Genomic DNA, 25,695 nt, shown 5'->3' with positions numbered 1-25,695 from the left:
CTACTATTTAAGATTTTTATAAATAATTAAACTTCCAAGAATACCAATCAAAAGTCCAATTGTACCAACAAAAAAAGCTCCTGTTGCTGCTAAAAACGATAAGATTAAAATAATTAAGCCTGTTAAAGCAATTCCTATACCTATTACACGAGCTCCTTTTTTATTTTGAGTACTTGTACTATCTGTTTCTGTAGTAGTTTTTAATTCTATTAAAGCTTTATATTCTTGGTACTTTAAATTTTTTACAGGTTTTAACATAAAGTATATTTCACATGCAATTAATAAAATTATTGGTACGGCAACACCTAGTAGCATTTCTAATGCTCTGTCTAATTTTAAATTGAATAATAAGGGTGAAAAAAACTTAAAAAACACATTTATAAAAAGTGAAATTATTGTTACAGATAAAACAGTAAACCCTGTTTGATTTTTTGAGAATAAAGCCCAAATAGGAGGTAAAAACATAGCACCTCCTGTTAGAGCGGCTAAAGACATAACTACCTCTACAATACCTCCAAAATACGGAACCATCAAGGCTATAATTATAGTAATGACCCCAAGTAAAACTGTAGCCAACTTACCAATTTTTACTAATTTACGCTCTGGTGTATTAGGTTTAAAATGCTTGTAAATATCATTAGTTAATACTCCTGCAGATATATTTAAGGTTGTGTTTACAGAACTAGATGTTGCAAAAATCATTCCCCCTAACATTAACCCTAACATACCTACTGGCAAAACTTCTTTGCACATTAGTAAATAAGCACCTTCATTTTCTAAACCATTTAAATTAGGGTTTAACACGCGGTAAACCATAGGTGGCAACATCCAAATTAACGGACAAACAGCATATAAAACGCCAAATAACCAACCTACTTTTTTTGCGTCTTTAGGAGTAGAAACACTTGTATAGCGCTGAACATAAGCCCAGTTACCTGCTATAAAAAACAAATTATACAATCCAAACGCTACTAAAAACAACGGAGAGTACTCAGTATTAACAAACTGAAAAAAAGTATCAGGAGCTTTAGATATAAAAGCCTCTATACCTCCTATTTTATCAAAAGAAAGAGGTACAACAATTAGTACAACTGCCGTTAAAACCACAAACTGCAACACATCTGTAACTATTACCGCCCATAAACCACCCACGGTGGTGTATATTAAAATTAAAATACCTAAACCTACAATACTGGCTACTATGGGTGTTCCTGTAGAAACTTCTACAATTTTAGCAACAGGGTATAAAAAAGCTCCCATTGTAAAAATAGATATTAGTAAAAACAAGTAAGTGTATGTACGCTGTGTTTTATAACCTAACCTATCTGTAATAAACTGTGCTGCAGTTATAGCTTTTGTTTTTTGCCATTTTGGCGCTATTAAAAAACCTATTATTAAACCAGATATACACATTGTCCACTGTATAGAAATTGCTACCCAACCACTACTATATGCTATGGCTCCCCAAACAACAAATGTACCCGCAGAAAAGAAACTCATAAATAAAGACAAGCCACTCATCCACCAAGGTAAAGCACCGCCTGCAGAAAAATAAGACTTCATATTTTTACCTGTTTTAGAAAAACTCATTCCGCAGATAAAAATTAACAAGACAAATATAAATATGACAGATACGTCTGTAATTCCCATAAAAAAAATTAAAGTTGAATGTCAATTTATGACAAATATTACTACAAAAATTATCTATGTTAATTTATAGCCATCGGAAACGCTCTCGGGAGCATTATTTTTTTCGGAAACGTTTCCGAATTTGCCGAAAACTTTTATTTATATTAATATTACTGTATGAAGCATATAACAATAAAAGATGTTGCTAAAAAGCTAAATGTATCTATATCTACGGTTTCTAGAGCTTTTAATAATAAGTATGATATTAATGAGGAGACTAAACAAAGAATATTAAAAACTGCCAATGAACTTGGATACAAGCCCAATCCTATAGCTAAAAAATTAAGTCAGCAGCGATCCTTTACTGTAGGCATTATAGTTCCTGAGTTTAGTAATAATTTTTTTCCTGAAGTAATGTTGGGTGCTCAGGAAGTATTGTTAAAAGAAGGGTATCAGGCATTAATAATGCAGTCTAACCATTCTTGGGAAGTTGAAAAGAAAAATGTAGAAACACTGGTTAATAATATGGTTGATGGTTTAATAATTTCATTAACATCAGAAAATAAAAATAATGCCTATTACAACAATTTAATAAAACAAAATATACCTATTGTATTCTTTAATCGTACTGTAGATCAAATTAAAGCATCTAAAGTTTTATTTGATGATTATAAATGGGCAATGTTTGCAACAGAACACTTAATAGTACAAGGATACAAAAACATTATACATTTAGAAGGAGACAAAAACCTTACGTTAACTAAAAACCGATTAAGAGGCTTTACAGATGCACATAAAAAGTATAAACTTGCTGTTGGTAAAATTATTCCCTGCGGATTTAAAATGGAAGATGGTGAGCGTGTTGCCCAAGAAATAATTGATAATAATGAGGTTCCAAGAGCTATTTTTGCTGCTAATGATTCTTCTGCTGTTGGCGCAATTAGTGTTTTTAAAAAAAATGGATATTCTATTCCTAAAGACATTGCCATTGTTGGTTTTACAGAATCAAATCTTGCAAAACATACAACACCAACACTAACGTCTGTAGAACAACCTACTAATGATATTGGACAAACTGCAGCTAAGTTATTACTAGAGCAAATAAATACTAAGGGATTATTTGTGCCACAAACTATTGTGTTAAACGGAAGGCTAAATATTAGAGACTCGTCTGTTAAAATTATTTGATAAGAAAAAGCCTTAGAATACTCTAAAGCTTTTAATTTATAATCATTTTATAACTTTTATTGTCTTATAATTAGTGAGTCTTTTATTGTAACACCTTCTTTAGGTGCATTATATTCAGATTCGTGTAAATTAAAAACAGGCAATACTTTATTTAATTTGTCTCTTTCTAATCTGTGTTCAGGAGATACTAAACTCCATTCTTTTATTTTTTTAAAACTGATTAAATCTTTAGGATTACTACTAACATCCCACCAAGTATTATTACCATCTTTTAATACTAGATTGCCTCGTATAATTTGCTTTTCTTTATGGTAACCATATATCCATTCCCTATGGTTTGGTTTCTCTGTTGTTAAAAAAGGCAATAAACTTTCTCCGTTTACCTCATAACTATCAGGAATTTTAACGTTTGCTATATCTGCAATTGTTGGTAACATATCAGACATATTTACCAATACATTTTGCAAACCTTTTTTAGTCATATTTAATCCTGGTGCGTATATAATAAGTGGCACGTGTGTTCCTTTTTGCGATACAGGGCTAGATTTACCGTAGCCACTTGTACCATTGTCTGCACAGAAAATAAAAATAGTATTATTCTCTATTCCCATTTCTTTCAATTTTTTCATATACAACCAGACTTGGTAGTCTAAGTAATTAATATGGTTATGTATACCATCTTCTGTAATTGTTTTATGAGTATTATAAACACCATTGTCTCCTGTAACATAAGGTTTTATTTTACTATATTTTTTACCATCCCAATTTACAATTGGTGTACCTGGCCACTTATTACCTTCTTCTGGGTTTAAAAAATCCATTGCATCATGACCTAAATGACTTGTATGATAAATAAAAAAAGGCTTGTCCTCTTTTTGCTTACGTTCCATAAAATCAAAAATGAAATTTAATTCTACATCTGGACCAAAAGTATTTAACCCAAAAGTATCTTTAGCTGCTTTGTTATTAGGCCACCATTCTAAAGCTTTAGATGCTCTAGGATGATTTAATAATTGTACGTGTGGTTTCCAGTACCAACCAGATTGTACATAAGAGGAAACCTCTTTTCCTGTATCTGCGTTAAATATTTTTTTTGTACCATTTACTTTTTTTGTTTCTAGCCTAAAATCTGTAGTATGTATTGCCTTATTGTAAGACCCTTCGCCTGGTGTAAAACAGCCTTCATCAAACTTAAAACCTTCTGTTTTCATTTGTGTTTTGCCTGCCCAATAAGTGGCATATCCTCCTTTTTTAGCTACAACTTCTAAACTATAAGGAGAACTATCATATAAATTCCAACTTCCTTTTCTGTCTGGTGCCTTTCCTTTATCACTATTATGCCACCATTTGTGTCTATGAGCATATCTGCCTGTCATCATCATAGCTCTACTGGGAGAACAAATTGTGGCTGCCCAAGCTGTTTTTACGTAAACACCTTTTTTAGCTAATTTATTTAAAACAGGAGTTTTTGCCCTGTACTTTTTATCTGATGTATCTCCTCCTTTTAAATTTCCTCTCTTAGGTAAACTCCATACTGTTGACCCATAAATAGGTAATTCTCTGGCACTAATATCATCTGCGTAAAGCAAAATAATGTTAGGCTTATTTTGAGCTATACTGTTATTTACAAAAGTAAATAAGTATAATATAGATAGACTTTTTAATACGTTTGCTTTCATAGTTTTATTTTATTAACCAAGGTTCTTTACTGTTATTTAAGTATGTAATAAACCAACCTGAACCCCAACCTGCACTCCAAAGAACATTTTCATTATAAGGGTCTGGCTTAACATCTACCATTTTATTAGGTTGCCCTAAGCCTTTATTTATTTTTTTCCAACTATTAGCGCCATCCTCGGACAAATAAATTCCTGGGTTTTTAAAATTATCAATTAAATTATTTGCTTGTCCGGCAACACTAATTACTATAATATCTTCATTTACAGGAGACGTTTCTACCTGCCAAACAAAAGGAGCTTTAAATATCTTTAACCAACTTTTACCGTTATTCTTAGACATCCAAACACCACCTTCTTCATAACTTCCAGAGCGTCTTCCGGCAGCTATATATATGTTATGGCTATTACGATCTATAAAAACATTATTTACAGCTTTTATTTGTGACGGAATTTTATGTTTTTCCCAACTACTTCCTCTATTTTTAGATATATACAAACCACCATTATCATCATTACAAGCAGCATATAAAATATTAGAATTTATAGGATCCATTTTTATTCTACGTACACTAGCATTTTTATGAAAACCATTATTGCTTAATTCCCAAGTATAACCGCCATCAAAAGAACGATAAAAACCATACCCACCTTTAGTGAGCTTGGGTGCTTTACTTCCAACCTCTGAAATTGGTTTTTTAATTGCACAGAAATACATATTCTCTGGAGTTACAGGATCTATAGTTAAGGAGTATTGCATTGCCAAGCCCTCCCATGAATTGTTATCTGCATCAAAAATTGTGGCTATATTTTTCCAAGTTTTACCACCATCATTTGTTCTTCTTAATTTACCTCTATGCTCTTGCCTCCAAGCTAATGAGTAAATTATATTTGTATTTTTGGGGTGTACAGCCATTGTAGATGTAGAGTGTTGACCATGCATTCCATTATGGTCATAAACTTGCCCGTCTATTTGTTCTACAGCTACAGCCTGTTTGTTTGGCCAATTACCTAAAGTTGTGGTTTGCCATAAACCGTGTTCACCACTTGCTAGTAATCTTCTGTTTGGTATTCCTGTTTCTAACAACATAAATCTTCCTGGTAAATTACTATCTCCACGTCCTATCCATTTATTACTTCCTTTAGATGTCTCATAATCATCAATCTGATTCCAAGTTTTGCCGTTATCTACAGATTTTAGTGTCTGTTGGTCTATACCTATAAAAACTTCTCCTTTATTATTAATTGCCAACATACGGTTGCCCGAAATTTCTGCATGGTTATTCATATATCTTTGCAGGTGTGCAAATGTTACATTTGCACCCATAGGGTTGTTTCTACTTTGCCAATATGCTGTATCTTTTTTTGACAACCAGTAAGTTCCTTGTCTTGCACAAGCAAACCAAGTTTTACCACCGTCTTCAGTTTTCCAAAGGTCTCCTGCCCCAAAAGATTTATCGTGCTTTTTATTAAAAGAAACATAAATTTCATTTTTATTTAAAGGATTAACAACTAACCTATTAAACACAGGTAAAATTTTATTAGGCAAAACTGTAAATTTAGACTTAGCCTCATTTTTTGTGATACCAAACCAAAAACCAATTGTTTTATAATACCTGTCTATTTCTGCAGAAAATTGTATTTTATTTAAATTGATTTCTAAATTACCTGTACAATTAATCCAAGACGCGCCATTATCTAAACTTTTATATACACCACCTTTAGAGGTTACAGATTTTCCGTCTTTTTTATATTCTGTTTGTGTTACTAAATACAAAATAAACTCTCCTGTTTTTGTATTGTAATAAGATGTTAGGTCTCTTGGTAAGTTGTTTGGTAGTCCTTTGTCACTTAAATGCCAGTTAGCACCACTGTCATTAGTTATATAAACTCCATAATTGGTGGCAATAAAAATATTTTTTGTGTTTTTAGGGTTATATATAATACGGGCTACATCTAAATCTTTATTAATGTTTGTTGCTATTTTAGACCAAGATTTTCCCCCGTCTTTAGTTTTTAAAACATAGCCATAACTTGCCCTAGAGCTAATTTTTCCGTGCAGATTTTTTAAACTTCTATGGTTTTCTTTTACATTCCAAAAGTCTCCCGCTCCAATTAGCCATTCATTATCATTATTAGGATTAATAGCAATTTTTGTATGTGCATTACTAACATGCTTACTATTTATACGCGGAATAGTATAAATTATTTTCCAACTTTTACCTCTGTCATTAGAAACATAAACTCCACCGGCACGCTCTATTGCTACTCCAAAATTTGGATTTTTTCTAGAGAAAACAATATCATGTACACGTTCCATATCTAACCCATTACCATCAGAATCTTTAATTGTATGCCAAGATTTTCCTGCATTCCACGTACCATAACTTACGTGCATATCTGGTGCCATAAACATCGTATTGGTATCCGTTGGGTGTATCCAAAACTCCTCGTTATAACCAGACATTCCTGGTCCAAAGTTATTCCATGTGATTAACGAATCTGAGTTTATCTTTTCTGTCTTAATTTTTTCAAAAAAATAATCTCTATTTTTCTTATTCTGACTACATCCCGTAGAAACAATTAAAATAGACACTAATAGTAAAATGTTAGTTTTCATAAAGAGTAAGATTAAGTTTTTTTCAAATCTATACAAGTTAATTACCCTTTAACAACACATATGTTTTTACTACTACAACATATAAACAACTAGACAATTTACCATACTACCTATTTAATCTATTTTAAAACAACCAAAACCATTTATGGTAGTATTATAGTAGTTTTTTTCCCTTAATATATTTCTCTTAGAGTAATTTTATTTACTAATTAATTAAAACTGGTGATGAGAAAATATCTAATATACATTCTATTTTACCCAATAAGCACGGTTAGTTCTTTTTCACAAACAAATATATTATTTATAGAATCTGATGACCAAAGTAACCAAGCCATTGGAGCATACGGCAATACGTCTATGGTTACACCAAATTTAGATAAGCTAGCAAAAGATGGTACTTCTTTTACTGCAGCATACAATATGGGTTGTTGGTCTCCGGCAGTTTGTATTCCAAGTAGAACTATGCTTATGTATGGTAAGTACTTATGGAAATCACAGAAAATAAATAAACAAAATGCTCCTAAATCATTCCCTGAAAAGTTGCATGATAACGGTTACCACACCTACATAACTGGCAAATGGCACGCAATGGGGAAAAATGTAAAAAACATTTTTGAAGAAACAGGAAGTATACAGCCTGGACAGTTAAAAAAATATAACTCCCCTGCCGGACATATTACAGATATTACTGCTAATGAAGCTGTAAACTTTATAAAAAACTACAATAGTAAAAAACCATTTTTTGCATATGTAGCCTTTAATGCACCACATGTTCCTAGACAAACTACACAAAACTACTACGATTTATACCCAGCAGATAAGGTTGTTTTACCTCCAAGTGTTTTAGATAATACTCCATTAAATACTAATGTTAAATACCAATACACAAATAACCCTTTGAGTGCAAAAACAATGCAAAAACGTGTACAGCAAAATAATGCTATGGTAACACATATGGACGCCCGCATAGGCGATATTATTAGAACATTAAAAGAAAAAAAAATGTATGATAATACTATTATTGTTTTTACATCTGACCACGGAATTAACTTTGGTGAAAATGGCGTTGCAGGAAAAGTATGTTTGTATGAGCCTAGTGTAACCGCTCCTTTAATAATTAAAGGTCCAAATATAAAACCAAACCATAAAATTGCAGCTCGTGTTTACTTACAAGATGTAGTACCCACCCTATTTAATTTATTAAATATTACTAACACAGAGCCTACAGATTTTAAAAGTCTAATGCCATTACTTATGAACTCTAAAGAAACTAGAGAGTCTATTTACCTAGCTATGTTTAATGACCAAAGAAGTATTATACATAAAAATAATAAATTGATTTTATACCCAAAAACTGGTACTATAGAAATGTACAATTTAAAGAAAGACCCTTGGGAAATTAACAATATTAGCACTAAAAAAAAGCATTATAAATCTATTAAAGGTTTATTAATCAGACTTAAAAAATGGCAAATTAAAACTGATGACGAGACTGATTTAAGCATAATTTACAACAAGTATAGACACTGATATTTTGTTTTCTCTTTTTAAGTAAACTTTTAAAAAAATTACAATATGAAACTTAAAACCTATATACTAATACTACTGTTATGCTTCTGCTCTTATGTTAAAGCACAACAGCCCAATATAGTTTGGATAGTTTCTGAAGATAACTCTAAGCACTATTTAAAGTTATTTGATAAACACGGAGTAAAAACCCCTAACATAGAAAAACTAGCTAAAAAATGAAACACCTTTTCCTTCTTTTTTATCTTGGTTTTAGTTTATCTGTATATGCTAACGAGTATAATGTTATGAATTATGGAGCAAAAGCCAATGGCACAACCTTAGATACAGAAGCCGTACAAAAAGCTATTGATTTATGCTCTAAACAAGGTGGCGGAAAAGTTATAATTCCTGCTGGTAAAACAATACTTATTGGCACTATATATTTAAAAGATAATGTAACACTTTATCTGCAAAATGGCGCTGTACTTTTAGGCAGTCCAGATTACAAAGACTATACAACAGATACCCACAAAAATACTTATAAGAATGAACCTCATATGGACAGGTGTTTAATTTTTGCTGATGGAATAAACTCTTTTTCTATAGAAGGTAATGGAACAATTAATGGCAACGGTTTTCCTAACAATTTTACAAAAGAAAAAGGCGGTAGACCTATGATGTTACGCTTTCTTAATTGTAATAATATTAAAATTAAAGATGTAACGCTTATAAACTCTGCTTCTTGGACTTCTGCTTGGTTATATTGTAATGAAATTGTTGTAGACGGTATTAAAATTACTAGTAGAGTTAACCACAACGGAGATGGTTTAGATTTTGATGGTTGTACAAACGTACGTGTTTCTAATTCTTCTTTTAATACTAGTGATGACTCTATTTGTTTGCAAACATCTAGACCAGATAAACCTTGTAAAGACATTGTAATTAACAATTGCGTATTTACTAGTAAATGGGCAGCCATGCGCATTGGATTAGCTTCTAGAGGAGATTTTGAGTCCGTTACTGTAAGCAATTGTACGTTTCATGACATACAAGATTCTGGACTAAAAATACAAATGAATGAGGGTGGTGAAATGAAAAACATGATTTTTTCTAACATTGTCATGAAAAACGTTCCTAGACCTATTTTTATGACTTTCTGCCAACAAAGAGCTGGTACAGATACTCCTATGAAAATGCTTCCTATGAAGGCTATGCATTCTTTCTCTTTCAATAATTTTATTATCGATAATAAAGATTTAGATAAAAACTCTGCTATTTTTTTAACTGGTATGCCTAAAAATTACATTACAGACATACAGTTAAACAATATACAAATGACAGTTTCTGGTGGTGGAAATAAAACAGACGCTAATAGAACAGATATTAAAGAGTATACTTTAGAAACCTTAGGCAATTGGTGGCCAGAATTTAGTCTAGTTGGCACATTACCTGCTTCTGGCATTTATGCCAGACATATTAATGGTTTGTTTATAAACAACTTTTATTTACATACTGTTTTAGATGATAAAAGACCTGCTATTGTTTTAAATGATGTTCTACATTTTAATAGCAATTCTATTTTTTTAAACCGAAAAAAACAAACTATTAAAGACAATTAACTTAGGACTTAGTGCCCCTACAGAACTATCTGTAATATATTCAAAAAACAAGTGCTTAAACCAAAAATAAAACCTTAAACTAACTTAAATGAAATCTATTTTACGTGTAACTAAAAAAATTACATTACTACTAATTTTTATTTGTGTTGGGCAATCTTTTGCTCAAAAAACTCCGTTTTTTAAAGATGGACAAGATCCCAAACCTAACCATAAAAAATGGAAATTGGTAAAAAACATGTCTGATGAATTTAACGGCAAAAAAGTAAATGAGAGTAAATGGCAAATATCTGGTCAAGGATGGATTGGCCGTGCTCCAGGATTATTTTTAGCCGATAATATTAAGGTTAAAGATGGTAGCTTACAAATTACAACCACTATGTTAGATAAGCCCGTTACTAAAAATGGTAAAGTATACACCCATGGCGGTGGTTATGTTGGTTCTAGAAACGCAATGAAATACGGCTTTTACGAATGTAAAATGAAAGCCAACAAAACCTTTATGTCTTCTACTTTTTGGTTGATAAATGAATCTAGAGAACAAAATGGTTGTGATAAAAGGGTTACAGAACTAGACATACAAGAAACTGTGGGTCAAATTGTAAACAAAGCAGAATGGATGAAACATTTTGATGAAGCAATGAACTCTAACACACATAGTAGAAACATACCGGAAGGTTGTAACTTTGAAAAAGGCTCTGTAAAATCTAAAGGTAGTATTAACGGCAAAACATATGATGATTTTCATGTATACGGAGTGTGGTGGAAATCTAAAGATGAAATTTTATTTTTTATAGATGGTAATTTTGTCTCTAAAGTAAAGCCTGCAGCAGATTTTAATATAGATATGTATTTAAGAATGGTTGTAGAAACGTATGACTGGAATCCGGTTCCTGAAGATGGCGGAATGAACGGTTCTAAAGAAGAAAGAACTACTACCTACAACTGGGTAAGAACTTGGAAATTAATAGACACTAAATAATATGTATAAACTACTATTACATACTATAAAAATAGTACTAACTGTTAGTATTACTGCACTTACTTTTTCAGTTACGGCACAAACCAAAGTTTATGATGTTACAAAATTTGGAGCAAAAGGAGATAGTATAACTGTAAACACAAAAGCACTACAAAAGGCTATAGATAAATGCTCAAAAAAAGGAGGCGGAATTGTACATATTGCTAACGGCATTTTTATTAGTGGTACAATTATTTTAAAAAATAACGTAATTCTTAACATTAGCAAAAACGCAAAGTTAATTGGTAGCAACAACCCTTTAGACTATAAAAGCATAGATACGTTTACAGATGCCGTTGGCCAAGAAAGAGGAACTTGCTTAATTGGTGCAGTAGATGCTACAAATATTGGTATTACAGGCAGCGGAATTATAGACGGCAATGGCGCTTCTTTTTTAGCTAAAAACTTAGCTTTAAAAAAGAAAGAACTTGGCATTACAGATGTAAAATTTGGAACTAATCGTCCATTTTTACTACGCTTCGTAAGATCGTCCCAAATTACATTAAAAGATATTTACCTAAAGCAAGCTGCTGCTTGGGCTTGCCATTTTTATCAATCAGAAAACATAACAGTAGACCATATAAATATTTATAATCACGCTAATAAAAATAATGATGGTATAGATTTAGACTCTAGTAACAGTGTTGAAATAAAAAATTGCACTATAAATTCTGGTGACGATGCCATTTGTATTAAAGCAACAAGCACGTTACCTACACACAATGTTAAAATAAGTAATTGTACTTTAAAGAGTGATTGGGGAGCAATAAAATTTGGTACAGAATCTATGGGAGATTTTTACAATATAGCTATTAGCAATTGTAAAATATATGATACTAAAGGTGGTGGTATAAAAATACTTAGCGTAGATGGTGCCAACATATATAATATAATTATAGACAGTATAAAAATGACCAATGTAGATATGCCAATTTTTATGCGTTTAGGTGAGCGCCTAAATACATATAGAAACGCTAAAAAAAGAACTGTGGGTTCTATTAAAGATATTCTTATTTCTAATATAAATGCAACTAGTAGAAATTTAAAACAATCTAGAGTGTCACCGCCTTCTGGAATTTTTATAACGGGTACTCCAAATCATAAAATAACATCTTTACAACTACAAAACATTGCAATTAACTTACCTGGCGGTGGTTCTAAAGAAGATAAATTAATAGAGGTACCAGAAGATGAAAAAAGATACCCGGAATTCAACTTCTTTAATGTTTTACCTGCCTATGGTTTATATGCCAGACATATTAGTGAGTTAAAAACAACCAATGTTAGTTTTAAGCTTACAAATAAGGATTACAGAAACGAATCTTTAATAATAGAATAGCTTTAAATATGAAAAACTATAGTACACTATTAATTATAGGCTACATACTTATAACAGTAAATACCGTATGTGCGCAAAATTTTCCTTTTATATTACCTAAGGAAAAACCTAAACAACCGTTAAGCACTGCTATGCAACGTAATTACGATAATTACTTAGCGCCAAGACCAGAGGATAATGAGCTCTATACTCAGTTTAAATATACTAAAGTAGAAGGTTTAGATTATAGTAATGATGACGGTACAGTTAGCCGTAGAGATCCGTCTAAAATTATTTTTGAAAACGGAAAATACTATGTTTGGTATACACACAGAAAAACCGAAACACCTCCTAAAGGAGCTAAACAAGCTACAGAAACAATACCTTCTGCAGATTGGGATTTATCTGAAATTTGGTATGCTACCAGCTTAGATGGGTTTAACTGGGAAGAGCAAGGTGTTGCTATACCTAGACCTCCAAAACCAGAGTTGGGTCATAGGTCTGTGAGCACTGCAGATATTTTAAAATGGAAAGATAAATACTATATGTATTATCAAGGTTTTAGTGAAGCAAGTGGTTTACGAGGAGATGATTGTCCTGTATTAATGTCGTATGCAGATTCTCCTGATGGGCCTTGGACGGCAACTAACAAAATTGTAATTCCCAACGGTCCAAAAGATACTTGGGATCAATTCTCTATTCATGATCCTTACCCTTTGGTTTATAAAAACAAAATATACCTGTATTACAAATCGGACTTTGATGGTGATCCTAACTTAATAAGAATGCAAGGTTTAGCCACAGCAGACTCCCCTTTTGGTCCCTTTACAAAAAGTAAACTAAACCCTGTGCTAACATCTGGCCATGAAACTACTATGTTTCCTTTTAAAGATGGTATTGCAGCATTAACTATTAGAGACGGTAATGAGCATAATACGGTGCAATTTGCAAAAGATGGGGTTAATTTTAAAATTGCTTCTATGGTAGAAATGATGCCGGCTGCAGCAGGACCTTATGTACCTGATGCTTTTACAAATACTAAAAATGGTGTTGGCATAACTTGGGGATTATCTCATTTTACTAATGCCACTACATGGGATAAAAACCATGCTATTTTAGTGCGTTTTGATTGTGATTTGAGTCAGGCAATTAACGATCCTGAAATGAAAAAACACCACGTTTACCATAGACCAGAGGTGTACTTTAAACAAGCCTTAAGTAAAAACCAAAAAGAGCGCATTCTTAAAGAGAATAAAAAATTAACACAACAATGAAATGATGAATTTAAAATATATTCTTCTACTCGTAACCATTTTATATCTAAACAATAGCTATTGTCAACCTAAAAAAGACAAACCCAATGTACTAATAATTTATACAGATGATCATAGGTACTCTGGCGTACATACATTAGGTGGTGCAAATGTACAAACACCAAATATAGACGCTTTAGCAAAGGACGGCGTAGCTTTTGAAAACACATATTTAATGGGAGCTTTTACAGGTGCTACTTGCGTTGCTAGTAGAGCAATGTTATTAACTGGCACCAACTTATTTCAGTTACAAGGTGCAGGACATAACATACCTGTAGCAAATAAAACCATTGGAGAAGCGCTTAAAAATGAAGGCTACAATACACATATCATAGGAAAGTGGCATCAAGATGGAAACTCCTTAAAGCGTAGTTTTAATTCTGGTGATAAAATAATGGGAAAAGGAGTTTACTTAGTAGATCAATTTAGAATGCCTTTTTACGATTGGGATAAGGCTGGAGAATTTAAACCTAAAGATGCTTATTTATTGGTATATGATGCGAACGGAAAAATTGTTAAACAAGCAATTTCTAAGGATGAAAAAAGGGGACCTACTGCTACCGAAAAAAATGGTCCGCATACCTCTGAAGTTTTTGCTAATGAAGCCAGCAAATATTTTAAAAATTACAAAAATAAAAAACCCTTTTTTATGTACTTAGCTTTTCACGCACCACATGATCCGCGCCAAGCACCACAAGAGTACAAAAACAAATATAATGTAGATAAAATAGAACTACCTCCTTCTTATATGGCGCAACATCCTTTTGACAACGGACATATGTTTTTACGTGATGAAGAGTTGGCTCCCTGGCCTAGAACGCCACAAATTGCAAAACAAGAATTAGCAGATTATTATGCTATTATTACCCATCTAGATGCCCAAATAGGAAAAGTGATTGCTGCATTAAAAGAAAGCGGACAGTATGAGAATACTTTAATTGTTTTTTCTGGAGATAGTGGTTTAGCTGTTGGCAACCACGGCTTAATGGGCAAACAAAATGTTTATGATGAAGATGGCATACATGTACCATTACTATTTTCTGGCAATCTTATAAAAAACAAAGGAGCTCGTTTCAAGGCCTTCACCTATATACATGATATTTTCCCTACTATTTGCAATTTCACCAATACTACCATTCCAAGTTCTGTCTCTGGTAAAAGTTTACTACCTATAATTACTAATGAAAAAACTCAAGTCCGCAATTATACCTATCACGCATACAAGCAGTTTCAAAGAGCTTATAGAAAAGGTGATTTTAAACTCATTGAATATGTAAGAGCTAAAGATATAAATAAAAAAGATGGGGAATTTGTTGCTGGTTCTAGAGTTACGCAACTCTTTAAAATTACAACAGACCCTTGGGAAACCCAAGATTTATCATTTTTTCCGGAGTACAAAAATCTTTTAACTCAAATGAGGTCAGAAATGAAGATTAAAGCAGAAGAACTAGGTGATAAAAAAGAGAATGTTAACGGAGAAAAGTACGACTTCTGGGATTATTATTAGCCGTAATAAATCATAAAAAAGCCCAAACAATTAATTACTTGTTTGGGCTTTTTTTTAGTATAAATATCTATTAAATTTTAGTTTTCTCTCCTGAGTCTCTGTACTTATTATAAGTCGTAAAAAGGTTTTTTACTTTAGATGCATATTTAGGTGCATCTATTAAGTTTTGCTTTTCATTCTCCGTAATATTGGTATTTAGGTTAAATAATGCAACAGGTTTTCTAGTGCTATTAGTTTTATCTTTTTTATCAAAAGCTATAATTAATTTCCAACCGTCTTTAATAATTATTGCTTCTTTACCTGTACCAGATTGTGTTATCAAATAGGGATGTACTTTATTGTTTTTGTTGTCTCCTAATAAAATTGGCAATAAGTTAGCCGAATCCTTAACTTGATCTTCTGTTATATTTTGATTAGTTATAGCTGCCAAAGTAGCTAAAATATCTAAACCCAGTACTGGTATATTAGACACAGATTTTTCTTTTATAAAGCCTGGCCACGATGCTATAAAAGGAACTCTATGTCCGCCTTCATATGCTTGGTTTTTACCACCTCTGTAAATATCGTTGGATTTATGACCTGCCTGTATACTTTTCTTTTTTAACAAGCCTCCATTGTCTGATGTAAATACAATTACGGTATTATCATAAACACCTTTCTTTTTTAATGCCGCTACAAGCATTGCCATTTGCACATCTAACTCTTTTACCATATCTAAATGTTTAGATGGTGTTTCACCTGCAATTTTTTCTCCATTAAGTTTTTTAGTTGGTGTATGTGGTAAGTGCACAGCCAAGGAACAGTAATACATAAAAAAAGGTTTGTCTGTATCTGCGTTAGCAATATAATCTACAGCTTTATTTACTAGTAACGGCCCCATATTGTGTGGATCCCAATTGGTATCTCCTAAGCCTTCATCTTTATCTAAAGTAACCCCTTTTTTAGTCATATTCTCTTGTGAGATATAGCCAATTTCTGAGTTTTGTTCTAAAGGCATCCATTCTTGATTTTCATAAACTACATATGGCACGTTTTGTATACCTGCAGGAAAAGTTAAACTGTAGTCAAAACCATTATCTAAAGGCCCTTTACCTATTATTTTGCGTACATCTACATCTAGTTCTACTCTTTTTCTAGGAGACCTATAAATTTCTGTTGCGCTCCCTTTTCTTAAAAAATCCATTCCAAAACCCCATTTACCTAAAAAAGCTGTTTGGTAACCTGCGTTTTTCATTAATTTACCTAAAGTTAGCTGGTCTTCTTTTATAGGAGAGGGCTGAAAAGCTCCCCAAACTCCCCAAGGTGCATAACTACGGTAGCAGTTATTGCCTGTCATTACTGCATACCTAGAGGGTGCACATAATGCTGCAGGAGAGTGTGCATCTGTAAAAGTCATTCCATTTTTTGCTAAATTATCTATAGCAGGTGTTTTTACTACTATTTTATTAGAATGCATTTTTCTATAATAAGAAATATCTCCTACTCCTATATCATCTGCCAAAACAACAATTATATTAGGTTGTTTTTGAGCTGAAAGCTGTATTGTAAAAACAATAACAATTGTAAAAATTAATCTTTTATACATACTTGTTTATTTTAACATTAACCAATTTAGATTTACAATTTTGTCTGCTCCCCAAACAGATTTAAAAACAACTACAATATTATGCATTCCAGAAACGCTTTTTAACAAATCTGTTTCTATAGTTTCCCAATTGTTCCAACCTCCTGTATATTTTACAGGAAACTCTGCAATTAAATCTCCTTTAGGATTACCTAAACGTACCTCCATAGTACCTATTCTTTGTCCGCTTGCAACACGGGCAACTATTTTTTTAGCTGTACCATTTGCAAAATCTACATTATTAAAACTTACGTTACCCATCATTTTGGTTTCTGTAACCATCCAGCCTATTGGCTCATTACCACCAACAAAGTTGGTTGTTGCTCCACTAATACTACTGTACCTGTCTACTTGTATTTTTTCTCCTATAGTTGGTGCTCCTATACCTCTTAATGTAGGTTTTACACGAGCTATGGTTCCATCTTCTTTAAATGTCATGTAATCTGCGCGCATAGATCTTAATTTATTATAACCACTAATTTCCCACCAATGGTAAAACAATATCCATTTTCCTTTGTAATTTACAATAGAATGGTGATTGGTTCCATTACCTAGATTATCCATAATTTTTCCTCTGTAAACAAATGGCCCTAAAGGATTATCACTTGTAGCATAAGCAATTGTATACCCTTCGTTTGCAAATACATGTGCAAAAGTTAAATAATACATTCCATTTACTTTTATAGGAAAAGAACCTTCTTTATAACCTGCTGGTAAACCTTCTACTTTTATAGGTTTTGCAGCAACTTCTTTCATATTATCTTTTAAAGGTGCTACAAATAGTTTTTCTCCTCCTCCAAAATACAAATATGCTTTGCCATTATCATCTAACAATAATCCGGGATCTATCCCTTCAACATCTTTTATATACTTTTTTTCCCATTTAAAAGGACCAGTAGGACTCTTAGATGTACCTACTCCAATACGTCTAAAAGATGATTTATCTATTGGTGCTGCAGGATAATAATAGTAATATGTATCTCCTTTTTTTATACAATCTGGAGCCCACATACCGTAAGAATTTTTCTTTCCCCAAGGAACATTGTTCTGATCTAAAACAACACCATAATCTTTCCAAGTATTACCCCCTTCTAAAGAATACATATGATAATCTGGCATACAAAAATCTGGCGCTTGTACTCCTTCTTCTGGCACAATATCATGAGAAGGATAAACATATAATTTACCATTAAAAACACGAGCAGTTGGGTCTGCTGTAAATATATCTGTTACCAAAGGGTTTTGTGCGTAAGATATATGTATTGATGCTAAAAAACTCAGGATTAATAGAATGTGCTTCATAATTATTTATAGTTGATTTAATTGATTTTCTGTTAGTATATAGTAGAAATAAAAGTATTGAAAGTAAACTAGAGGTTTTTATTAACTAAAACTGTTTAAATACAGGCATTGCAACTCTACCAAAATTATTGCTTGCAAACTAGACACAAAAGCACATATGTTTTAGAAACTACTACTTATGTGTTTAACCTATTTATTGTTGTTTATAAACCCCCGGAAAGCTTGTTATTGCTGTAATTTTTAAATCTTTGTAATATACTTCTGCAGCTTCAGACTGTATTTGTATTTTTCCTTGGGTTACAGGTGTAACAATACCATTTTTTAAATAACGGGCATTTTTTACCCTGTTTACAACTTTACCATTTACAAGATGTATACTTTCTGCCCCTAAACAATAAATTTCTAATGTATTCCATTCACCATTTGGTTTTTCATATAAACCAGATTTACTTGCTTGACCAGACTCAAAACCAGCACCCCATTTTAATGGAACCAAATTAGCTTTAGGGTTATACTCAAAAAATGAATTTCCGTTTTTTGTATACTTTTTTTCTGCAGGCACATCTCCAAAAACATCTGTTAAAGCAATAAAATCTCCACAATCTCCTTCTTGCACCTGAAACTCTAAACTAGACATCCAAACATTCCAAAAAGCACCATGCGGACCTTTAGCATGGTATAAAATTCCGCTATCTCTCTTTGTGTACAACCTAGGCTCCCACTTTTTTTCTCCCCATCTAAATTGCACGCTTAAATGGTAATTACCATACTCTTCTTTTGTTGTTAGACCACCATAAATTTCACCTGTAATTTTTAAAACAGGAGTATTATTTTCTTTTATGATTGAAAACACATTTTTTGGATCGTTATTTAACCCAAGTGGTTTGCCTGTTTTTACATCTGTAAACTTCTCTACATCTAAATCTACAGATTTGTGAACAGCACCCATCCAAATTTCCCAATTAGATAAATTTTCATCAAACAAATAAATAGTTGAAGAATTAGTATTTCTAGTTACATCTGCACTTTTACAACTCAATAACAAACACATAAAAATGCTTGTTATCAATACATAAAAAGTTACTTTTTTAAAACACTGTATCATCATACTAAAAAAACTTTTAAAATTAAAAAAGCCAAGATTATATAGTTATAAAACCTTGGCTCTCTCTTACTTCAAACAATTTAACTACATTTCTAACTCAATAACGTATGCAAAGTCACCTGGTTTTTCTTTAGGCATAATAACCTTTAAGCCACCTTCTTCTTGGCTCCACTTTATTTTTTCTTTACTACCCAATACTCTTGCATTTGTAATATTTAGATCCTTAGCATAAGTAGCTTCTTTAGCTAAAGACTCTATGGTTACAATACCATCTTTAGGCCAAGCCAATACAATAGCATAAAGCTTATTTTCTTTTGTTGTAAACCTAATATCTTTAGAGGATAAGTCTTTATTATTGCCTTCAGAGTGATGACCCTTTTTTACTTCTGTAGGTCCTTCTCCAAATGTTTTCCAATATTTGGTATCATAAATAGCTTCTCCATTTACTGCCAACCAATCTCCTATTTGTAATAATATTTCTTTTTGATCTTCTGGTATAGTACCATCTGATTTTGGACCAACATTTAATAAAAGATTACCATTTTTACTAACAATATCTACCAAATCATCTACTATCTGATTTGCTGTTTTAGACTCCCAGTTAGAAACATAACTCCATGAGTTTTTGCCTATAGAAGTATCTGTTTGCCAAGGCAATTTTCTTATACCTGGAAGTTTTCCTCGTTCTAAGTCATAAATAACAGTGCCCTCTGGAAAAGCTTCGTGCGAAAAGTTTTTGTCTTGTAACACAACTTCTTTTCCCCACTCTATTCCTTTATTATAGTAATAGGCTGCTAATTTTGGTCTTTGATCTGCAAAATCTGGAATATCTAAATAAAAATCGAACCACATAATATCTGGTTGGTAACTATCTATAATATCTTTGGTTCTTGCCCACCATATTTCTTTAAATTCTTTAGATACTGGCTCCTTTAAATTTTTACCCTTAGTAGAGTATAAATCTGCATACGCAGGATCTGTAGTATCAAAATGATCTTTTTTATTAAAAAATGACCAATTAAAAGCAAAATGAGAAGATGCACCCATAATCATCCCTTTTTGTCTTCCTGCCTTAAATAATTCCCCTAAAATATCTCTTTTAGGTCCCATATCTACAGCATTCCAACGAGTAACATTAGATTTATACATTGCAAAACCATCATGATGTTCTGCTACTGGAATTACATATTTAGCTCCAGATTTTTTAAACAAATCTATCCATTCGTTTGCATTAAAATTTTCTCCCTTGAACATAGGGATAAAGTCTTTGTAACCAAATTCTTTTTGGTCTCCCCACTCTTTTTTATGATGTAAATATACATCTGAAGGACCTTTTTGACCTGGTTTTAATTGTGCAGAAAAAGTAGCCGTATCCATATACATTTTACGAGGGTACCACTCTGATGAATATTCTGGTACAGAATAGGGTCCCCAATGAATAAAAATTCCAAATTTCTTTTCATTAAACCAAGTTGGGTCTTTGTAATTCTTTTTTATAGATTCCCAATTTGCCTCGTAAACAGGTTTTGTTTCTTGGGCTACTTCTTTCTTTTCCTTTTTGTCTGCACAAGACAAAATAGCTAAGGAAACAATAAAAAAGCTAAGTACTTTATATTTTCTATATTTCATAGTCAATAGATCTTAAAGGTTGTTCTAATTATCTATAGCGAAATTCCAATTATCCTGCTAAAAGCATTAAAACGTATGTTTTTTATAGTAGACCAAATGTCTAATTCGTAGTTTTTACACCTTTTTAAGCCTAGAAATTAGTATACAATCTGCTTCTCCTGCCCACGGAGACCTGAATTTGCCCGGTTTATCTATAATTATTTCTTTTGTAAACTCACCTGTCAATGTATTAAACCATTGTACGGTTCTACTTTCTTCTTTCTTTTTTAAAAATGCAGCATCTATGCCGTAGTTTTCTTTGTGTATATATAACAAAACAGTGCCTTTATCATCTGTTAAGTTATAACCACTACCGTTGTGCCAAGGAGTTGGTTTCATTTTATGAAACTGAAACTTACTAAACAGTTTTTGCATATGATTAAAGTATATAAACTTTGGCCTATAAAACTCTTTAGGTTGCTCAAAAGGGTTATAAATAATTACATTCCATGAGGTTCCTTGCCAGTAATACGTTGTATAAACACCTGCAAACAAACACATATAATTACGACGTAAACAGGTTTCTGCATTGGTATAGTCTCCTGTAAAAACAGTATACGGAGATTCTTCATAACCCCCGTGTTCTATATTAAATATGGGTTTGTTTTTAAATTTTGTTTTGGCCTCTAACATTTTGTTGTAAATATTGTGCGACCAATTTTGGGAAGAAATAAAATCTACCTTGTCTGGAAAATTAGAACAGTATTTATAATCATGTACAGACACCAACCTGTTGTATTTGTCATTTGCTTTTAACCTATCTATTCTTCCATGAATATAATCTTCATCTGCTCTGCCATAATACAATGCTTCTTTAGATATATCCCAAACAATATTAGGAAATGCTTGGTAGCGTTTTATCACATAATCAAAATACATATTATCTGCTGCTGTATTCATATCTGGCCAAGCAACTAGTTTATTCCATACATAAATCATTAAATGGGCTGCTATACGCTTGTCATGCATTAAACTAATTGTACGGTCTAGTTTTTTAAAAAAATCAGGGTTTAAAGATGTATAATTAGGCGCTTCATTATTTCCTAAAAAAGGAAAAATATCTTTTGGACCACCAAATTCATGCTTTGGATACTCTTTTAACTTGTCATCCTTTTTCCAACTTACATCATAAGAAAACACATTCATAACCACTTGGTTAAATCCGTTTTTACTTAAAAGATCTAAAAGATGGTTTGTCTTTGGAGTCCCATTTTTATCATGATAATCTAAAGCATAAAGCCAGTCACACTCAAAAGCTAGTAAAAAGTAAGGAGTACCATCTTCATAATAAAAATTTTGAGGATCATTTTTATGCACTATTATACCTCCGTGGTTATTGCCTACTGCATCAGAAACAGACACCTTTCCTGTTTTATTACTTATTTGTTTTATGTCTCCTTTGGTTGTAAAACTCCAATTACCTTTTAACGAGCTAGAAAATCTAATTACCCACTCTTTATTACCATTGTAAAAGCCAGGTACTTGTTGTACAGTACCATTTGTATGGGTAAAAACAGCATAAAAATTAGCGGTATAAGGAGTTGATATTTTTTTGTTTACTGTAAATGTAATATCTAAAACCTCCCACTTTGGAATATTAAAAACAGTGTTATACGTATAGTTTTCTTTTTTAAGTTGACCAGTTGCTGTTGTAAAAGTTAACAAACTAACAACTATTAAAAGCCTTAATACATTTTGCATAACAGTGTTTTTTGTATGTTCATCATTTTAATTATTAGTCATTCCAGTGTTCATCTATCACTTTTTGTATGTGCGGAAACTTACTACCATCTTCCTCATTTAAACTTTTACGCTTGGTTTTTAACTGCTTTTTAAGTTCTTTAATTATGTCTTTATAGGCAGGGTCATTATAGGCATTATTCATTTCTTTAGGATCTTTACTTAAATCATAAAACTCCCAAGCAGCTGGTGTATCCATATCAAACTTATTACCCCAACTTTTTTTGTTCCATGTTGCGTTAGGGTCTTTGGTGTCTACCCAATATTTACCATAAAAGAATATTAGTTTATATTGTTTTGTTCTAATACCAAAGTGAGCAGGATTTGCGTGTGCATGTGCCATATGCATCCAATACCTATAATAGGTAGATTGTTGCCAACCTTTTGGCTCTTTACCTGTTTCTAAAATTGTTTTAAAACTATTTCCTTGCATTTGTTCTGGAGCTGTACCGCCTGCCAAATCTATTAAAGTAGGCGCAAAATCTGCATTGTTAATTATAGCATCTGTTCTGGTACCTGCCTTTATTTTTTCTGGATAACGTACAAAAAATGGCATACGCATAGACTCTTCATACATCCATCTTTTATCAATATAATCATGTTCTCCCAGCATAAAACCTTGGTCACCTGTGTACACAATTATGGTATTATCATACAAACCTTCGTCCTTTAAAAATTTAACCAACCTGGCTACATTATCATCTACCCCTTTTACACAACGTAGATACCTTTTTAAGTATTCTTGGTACGTTTTATGTGTATATTCTTTATCTGTAATATCCAAAGAAATACTTTTTGCTGCATCAAACTCTGGATTAGATATTTTTGTGTACTCATCAGACCAAATTCTCATTCCCATACTCCTAACAATATTTCTTTTAGATACTGATGAGCCAACTACACGCAAAAGAGAATCATTTGCCCCTCTGGTAGCTATAGAACCGTTATTACCATTTTCATATAAACTTGCAGGTTCTGGAATATATGTGTTTTCTAAATAATCTTTATAACGAGGCGCATACTCAAAATCGTCATGAGGTGCTTTGTAATGATGCATTAAAAAAAATGGTTTGTCCTTGTTTCGCTTATCTTTTAACCAAGCAATAGTTAAATCTGTAATATTATCACTAGAATGTCCTTTTGTTTGTATTCTGTTTTTTGGCCACTCTTGGTCTCCTTGTACTATAAATTCTGGATTATGGTATTTACCTTGTCCTGGCAATACCGCATAATAATCAAAAGTAGCAGGCTCATCTTCTAAATGCCATTTGCCAACCACTGCAGCCTCATACCCTAACTTTTTCATTTCTTGTGGTAAATATTGCCTTTCTGGCGGTATGTGACCTTCTAAATCTAGTACACCATTTGCCTGACTATATTGTCCTGTAATCATAGTTGCTCTACTTGGAGTACAAATAGAATTTGTAACAAAACAATTATCAAAAATAATACCTTCATTAGCAATTTTATCTAAGTTAGGTGTTGGGTTTAAACTAGCCAACCTACTGTTATAAATACCAAAAGCTTGTGAAGTATGGTCATCTGCCATAATATATATTATGTTTGGTTTTTTGGTTTCTATAGCTATTTTTTCTTTTTCGCTACAAGAAATAATAGTTGCTATAAATATTGAAAAACAAAATAGCTTTTTAAACATTGTTAGTAGGTTTTAGTTTGATAAAATAAAAGCGCTAATTAAAGCGCTTTACAAAAGTTACATTTTTTTTAGTAATAAATAATAACATATGATTTTATGAATAAAACATATGATTAATACATTTAATCTGCTTTAACTGGTTTAAAAATACGAATCCAATCTACTTTAAAAGTATTGTTTTCTTTATTAGCCAATTCTGTATCAGATGGTGTAATGTTTTTATCGGATCTCCATGTTTGATCTTCTGCATTAATTATAATATCCATTGGTTTGCTTAAACCTTTGCCCTCTGCAAAATTATTAGGGTCTATCATATCTTCACCAGAAGTTGTTCTTACCAATTTTCCGTTTATATAATATTCTAAATGAAAAGGATCTCTCCAGTACACACCTACTCTATAAAAATCTTCTCTCCACAACGTACCAACCTCATCTTTGTACCAACTACCTGCATCTGTTGGTTGGTAATCTTGAAAAGGTTCTCTAATAAACATATGATGGCTTAAATGAATACGCTCTGCATACCAAGTTTGGTCTGCCTGTGCTAACTCTGAGTAACTAGCTCCGTAAGCCTCTACAATATCTATCTCCTGTGTATCATCTGAGCTTAAAAGCCAAACATCTGATGCTAATGTAGTATTTGCAATTTTTACATTTGCCTCTATGTACACTGGGTAAATTACTTGTTCTTTTGAGGTTATACAACCTAAATGAATTTTGTTTGAGTTTGGCACCCTACTAGCTACCATTTGCAAGTAACCATCCTTTACTAAAGAGTGGTCTCTTCTCCATTCAGTTAATCCTGGTCCTGCCCATTGGTTATGGTAAAAATCTGTCCATTTAGCATCAAAATCTACTCCTTTATTATCTGCAGGTGCTTCATAATCAAAATTATCTGATGTCTCTTGAAACTCCCAAACATTACCCTCTCCTGCATCTGCAGGTACTGGTATGGTTTGCCAAGTTACTTCTGGTTCTTCTTCAGCTTCTTCTACGGGTTTATCTGGATTTTCTACTACCTGCTCATCTTCTGCTTTATCTATAGAGCTGCTATTGCTACATGAAACCACATAAAAAAATAAGAAGAGTATTGTTGCTTTAAATTTTATCATTGTAAATTAGTTTTAGCCAAAATTGTAGAATGCTTATGGTTTTTACACAAAAAAAAACTGTACAAAAAATAGACAACGCCCTTTTTTAAG

17 protein-coding genes are annotated in these 25,695 nt (G+C 32.2%); 7 read left to right on the top strand and 10 right to left on the bottom strand.

Features of this window, described 5'->3' with window-relative positions; translation table 11 throughout:
- Window positions 1-3 precede the first annotated feature (3 nt).
- Window positions 4-1,650, bottom strand: a complete 1,647-nt coding sequence (locus Q4487_RS14265) for a sodium:solute symporter family protein (protein WP_303544872.1) — start codon at window positions 1,648-1,650, stop codon at window positions 4-6.
- A 156-nt stretch (window positions 1,651-1,806) separates the two neighbouring features.
- On the opposite strand from Q4487_RS14265, the gene Q4487_RS14260 reads away from it, so the two are divergent.
- Window positions 1,807-2,817 carry a LacI family DNA-binding transcriptional regulator gene (locus Q4487_RS14260; protein ID WP_303544869.1) on the top strand — a complete coding sequence of 337 codons (1,011 nt, stop codon included), beginning with the start codon at window positions 1,807-1,809 and terminating at the stop codon, window positions 2,815-2,817.
- Window positions 2,818-2,873: 56 nt separating this feature from the next.
- Here Q4487_RS14260 and Q4487_RS14255 read toward each other — a convergent pair whose 3' ends face one another.
- Window positions 2,874-4,496, bottom strand: coding sequence for a sulfatase-like hydrolase/transferase (locus Q4487_RS14255; RefSeq protein WP_303544866.1), 1,623 nt, complete (start codon window positions 4,494-4,496; stop codon window positions 2,874-2,876).
- A 4-nt stretch (window positions 4,497-4,500) separates the two neighbouring features.
- Window positions 4,501-7,113, bottom strand: a complete 2,613-nt coding sequence (locus Q4487_RS14250) for a hypothetical protein (RefSeq protein ID WP_303544865.1) — start codon at window positions 7,111-7,113, stop codon at window positions 4,501-4,503.
- Window positions 7,114-7,338: 225 nt separating this feature from the next.
- On the opposite strand from Q4487_RS14250, the gene Q4487_RS14245 reads away from it, so the two are divergent.
- The 6 genes from Q4487_RS14245 (at window position 7,339) to Q4487_RS14220 (ending at window position 15,397) form a co-directional block, all read left to right on the top strand.
- A complete protein-coding gene (locus Q4487_RS14245) occupies window positions 7,339-8,643 on the top strand; it encodes a sulfatase-like hydrolase/transferase (RefSeq protein WP_303544862.1) in 1,305 nt (434 codons plus the stop codon).
- Window positions 8,644-8,858: 215 nt separating this feature from the next.
- Window positions 8,859-10,241, top strand: a complete 1,383-nt coding sequence (locus tag Q4487_RS14240; protein WP_303544860.1) for a glycoside hydrolase family 28 protein — start codon at window positions 8,859-8,861, stop codon at window positions 10,239-10,241.
- Window positions 10,242-10,329: 88 nt separating this feature from the next.
- A complete protein-coding gene (locus Q4487_RS14235; protein ID WP_303544856.1) occupies window positions 10,330-11,220 on the top strand; it encodes a family 16 glycosylhydrolase in 891 nt (296 codons plus the stop codon).
- 1 nt (window position 11,221) lies between these two features.
- Window positions 11,222-12,598 carry a glycoside hydrolase family 28 protein gene (locus tag Q4487_RS14230; RefSeq protein ID WP_303544853.1) on the top strand — a complete coding sequence of 459 codons (1,377 nt, stop codon included), beginning with the start codon at window positions 11,222-11,224 and terminating at the stop codon, window positions 12,596-12,598.
- An 8-nt stretch (window positions 12,599-12,606) separates the two neighbouring features.
- Complete coding sequence (locus Q4487_RS14225) at window positions 12,607-13,851, top strand: glycoside hydrolase (protein WP_303544850.1); 1,245 nt, start codon at window positions 12,607-12,609, stop codon at window positions 13,849-13,851.
- Between the two features lies 1 nt (window position 13,852).
- A complete protein-coding gene (locus Q4487_RS14220) occupies window positions 13,853-15,397 on the top strand; it encodes a sulfatase-like hydrolase/transferase (protein ID WP_303544847.1) in 1,545 nt (514 codons plus the stop codon).
- Between the two features lie 70 nt (window positions 15,398-15,467).
- Here the strand turns inward: Q4487_RS14220 and Q4487_RS14215 are convergent, their stop codons facing one another.
- The 7 genes from Q4487_RS14215 to Q4487_RS14185 all read right to left on the bottom strand — a co-directional run bounded on the left by Q4487_RS14215 (window position 15,468) and on the right by Q4487_RS14185 (window position 25,605).
- Window positions 15,468-16,982 (bottom strand): arylsulfatase, encoded by a 1,515-nt coding sequence (locus tag Q4487_RS14215; RefSeq protein WP_303544844.1) that lies wholly within the window; start codon window positions 16,980-16,982, stop codon window positions 15,468-15,470.
- Between the two features lie 6 nt (window positions 16,983-16,988).
- Window positions 16,989-18,323 carry a family 43 glycosylhydrolase gene (locus Q4487_RS14210; RefSeq protein ID WP_303544841.1) on the bottom strand — a complete coding sequence of 445 codons (1,335 nt, stop codon included), beginning with the start codon at window positions 18,321-18,323 and terminating at the stop codon, window positions 16,989-16,991.
- Window positions 18,324-18,516: 193 nt separating this feature from the next.
- Entirely contained in the window at window positions 18,517-19,374 is an 858-nt protein-coding gene (locus Q4487_RS14205) for a DUF1080 domain-containing protein (RefSeq protein WP_303544838.1), read from the bottom strand.
- Window positions 19,375-19,512: 138 nt separating this feature from the next.
- Window positions 19,513-21,057 (bottom strand): alpha-L-fucosidase, encoded by a 1,545-nt coding sequence (locus Q4487_RS14200; protein ID WP_100895206.1) that lies wholly within the window; start codon window positions 21,055-21,057, stop codon window positions 19,513-19,515.
- 114 nt (window positions 21,058-21,171) lie between these two features.
- The gene (locus tag Q4487_RS14195) at window positions 21,172-22,797 is read right to left on the bottom strand and encodes a DUF5060 domain-containing protein (protein WP_100895205.1); all 1,626 of its coding nucleotides are present in this window, start codon (window positions 22,795-22,797) and stop codon (window positions 21,172-21,174) included.
- A gap of 34 nt (window positions 22,798-22,831) precedes the next feature.
- Window positions 22,832-24,493, bottom strand: a complete 1,662-nt coding sequence (locus tag Q4487_RS14190) for a sulfatase (RefSeq protein WP_303544832.1) — start codon at window positions 24,491-24,493, stop codon at window positions 22,832-22,834.
- 122 nt (window positions 24,494-24,615) lie between these two features.
- On the bottom strand, window positions 24,616-25,605 hold the full coding sequence (locus Q4487_RS14185; RefSeq protein ID WP_303544829.1) for a beta-agarase: 990 nt from the start codon (window positions 25,603-25,605) through the stop codon (window positions 24,616-24,618).
- Between the last annotated feature and the right edge of the window lie 90 nt (window positions 25,606-25,695).

The organism is Cellulophaga sp. 3_MG-2023 (assembly GCF_030546975.1).
Lineage (GTDB): Bacteria > Bacteroidota > Bacteroidia > Flavobacteriales > Flavobacteriaceae > Cellulophaga.
This window is presented reverse-complemented; position numbering and strand designations above follow the sequence as displayed.

Bases quoted from the DNA above. Each gene is read 5' to 3' on its own strand.
- Q4487_RS14230 (WP_303544853.1), top strand. From the start codon at position 11,222: ATGTATAAACTACTATTACATACTATAAAAATAGTACTAACTGTTAGT.
- Q4487_RS14225 (WP_303544850.1), top strand. From the start codon at position 12,607: ATGAAAAACTATAGTACACTATTAATTATAGGCTACATACTTATAACA.
- Q4487_RS14235 (WP_303544856.1), top strand. From the start codon at position 10,330: ATGAAATCTATTTTACGTGTAACTAAAAAAATTACATTACTACTAATT.
- Q4487_RS14260 (WP_303544869.1), top strand. From the start codon at position 1,807: ATGAAGCATATAACAATAAAAGATGTTGCTAAAAAGCTAAATGTATCT.
- Q4487_RS14250 (WP_303544865.1), bottom strand. From the start codon at position 7,113: ATGAAAACTAACATTTTACTATTAGTGTCTATTTTAATTGTTTCTACG.
- Q4487_RS14215 (WP_303544844.1), bottom strand. From the start codon at position 16,982: ATGTATAAAAGATTAATTTTTACAATTGTTATTGTTTTTACAATACAG.
- Q4487_RS14265 (WP_303544872.1), bottom strand. From the start codon at position 1,650: ATGGGAATTACAGACGTATCTGTCATATTTATATTTGTCTTGTTAATT.
- Q4487_RS14255 (WP_303544866.1), bottom strand. From the start codon at position 4,496: ATGAAAGCAAACGTATTAAAAAGTCTATCTATATTATACTTATTTACT.
- Q4487_RS14245 (WP_303544862.1), top strand. From the start codon at position 7,339: ATGAGAAAATATCTAATATACATTCTATTTTACCCAATAAGCACGGTT.
- Q4487_RS14210 (WP_303544841.1), bottom strand. From the start codon at position 18,323: ATGAAGCACATTCTATTAATCCTGAGTTTTTTAGCATCAATACATATA.
- Q4487_RS14220 (WP_303544847.1), top strand. From the start codon at position 13,853: ATGATGAATTTAAAATATATTCTTCTACTCGTAACCATTTTATATCTA.
- Q4487_RS14240 (WP_303544860.1), top strand. From the start codon at position 8,859: ATGAAACACCTTTTCCTTCTTTTTTATCTTGGTTTTAGTTTATCTGTA.
- Q4487_RS14200 (WP_100895206.1), bottom strand. From the start codon at position 21,057: ATGAAATATAGAAAATATAAAGTACTTAGCTTTTTTATTGTTTCCTTA.
- Q4487_RS14185 (WP_303544829.1), bottom strand. From the start codon at position 25,605: ATGATAAAATTTAAAGCAACAATACTCTTCTTATTTTTTTATGTGGTT.
- Q4487_RS14190 (WP_303544832.1), bottom strand. From the start codon at position 24,493: ATGTTTAAAAAGCTATTTTGTTTTTCAATATTTATAGCAACTATTATT.
- Q4487_RS14195 (WP_100895205.1), bottom strand. From the start codon at position 22,797: ATGCAAAATGTATTAAGGCTTTTAATAGTTGTTAGTTTGTTAACTTTT.
- Q4487_RS14205 (WP_303544838.1), bottom strand. From the start codon at position 19,374: ATGTGTTTGTTATTGAGTTGTAAAAGTGCAGATGTAACTAGAAATACT.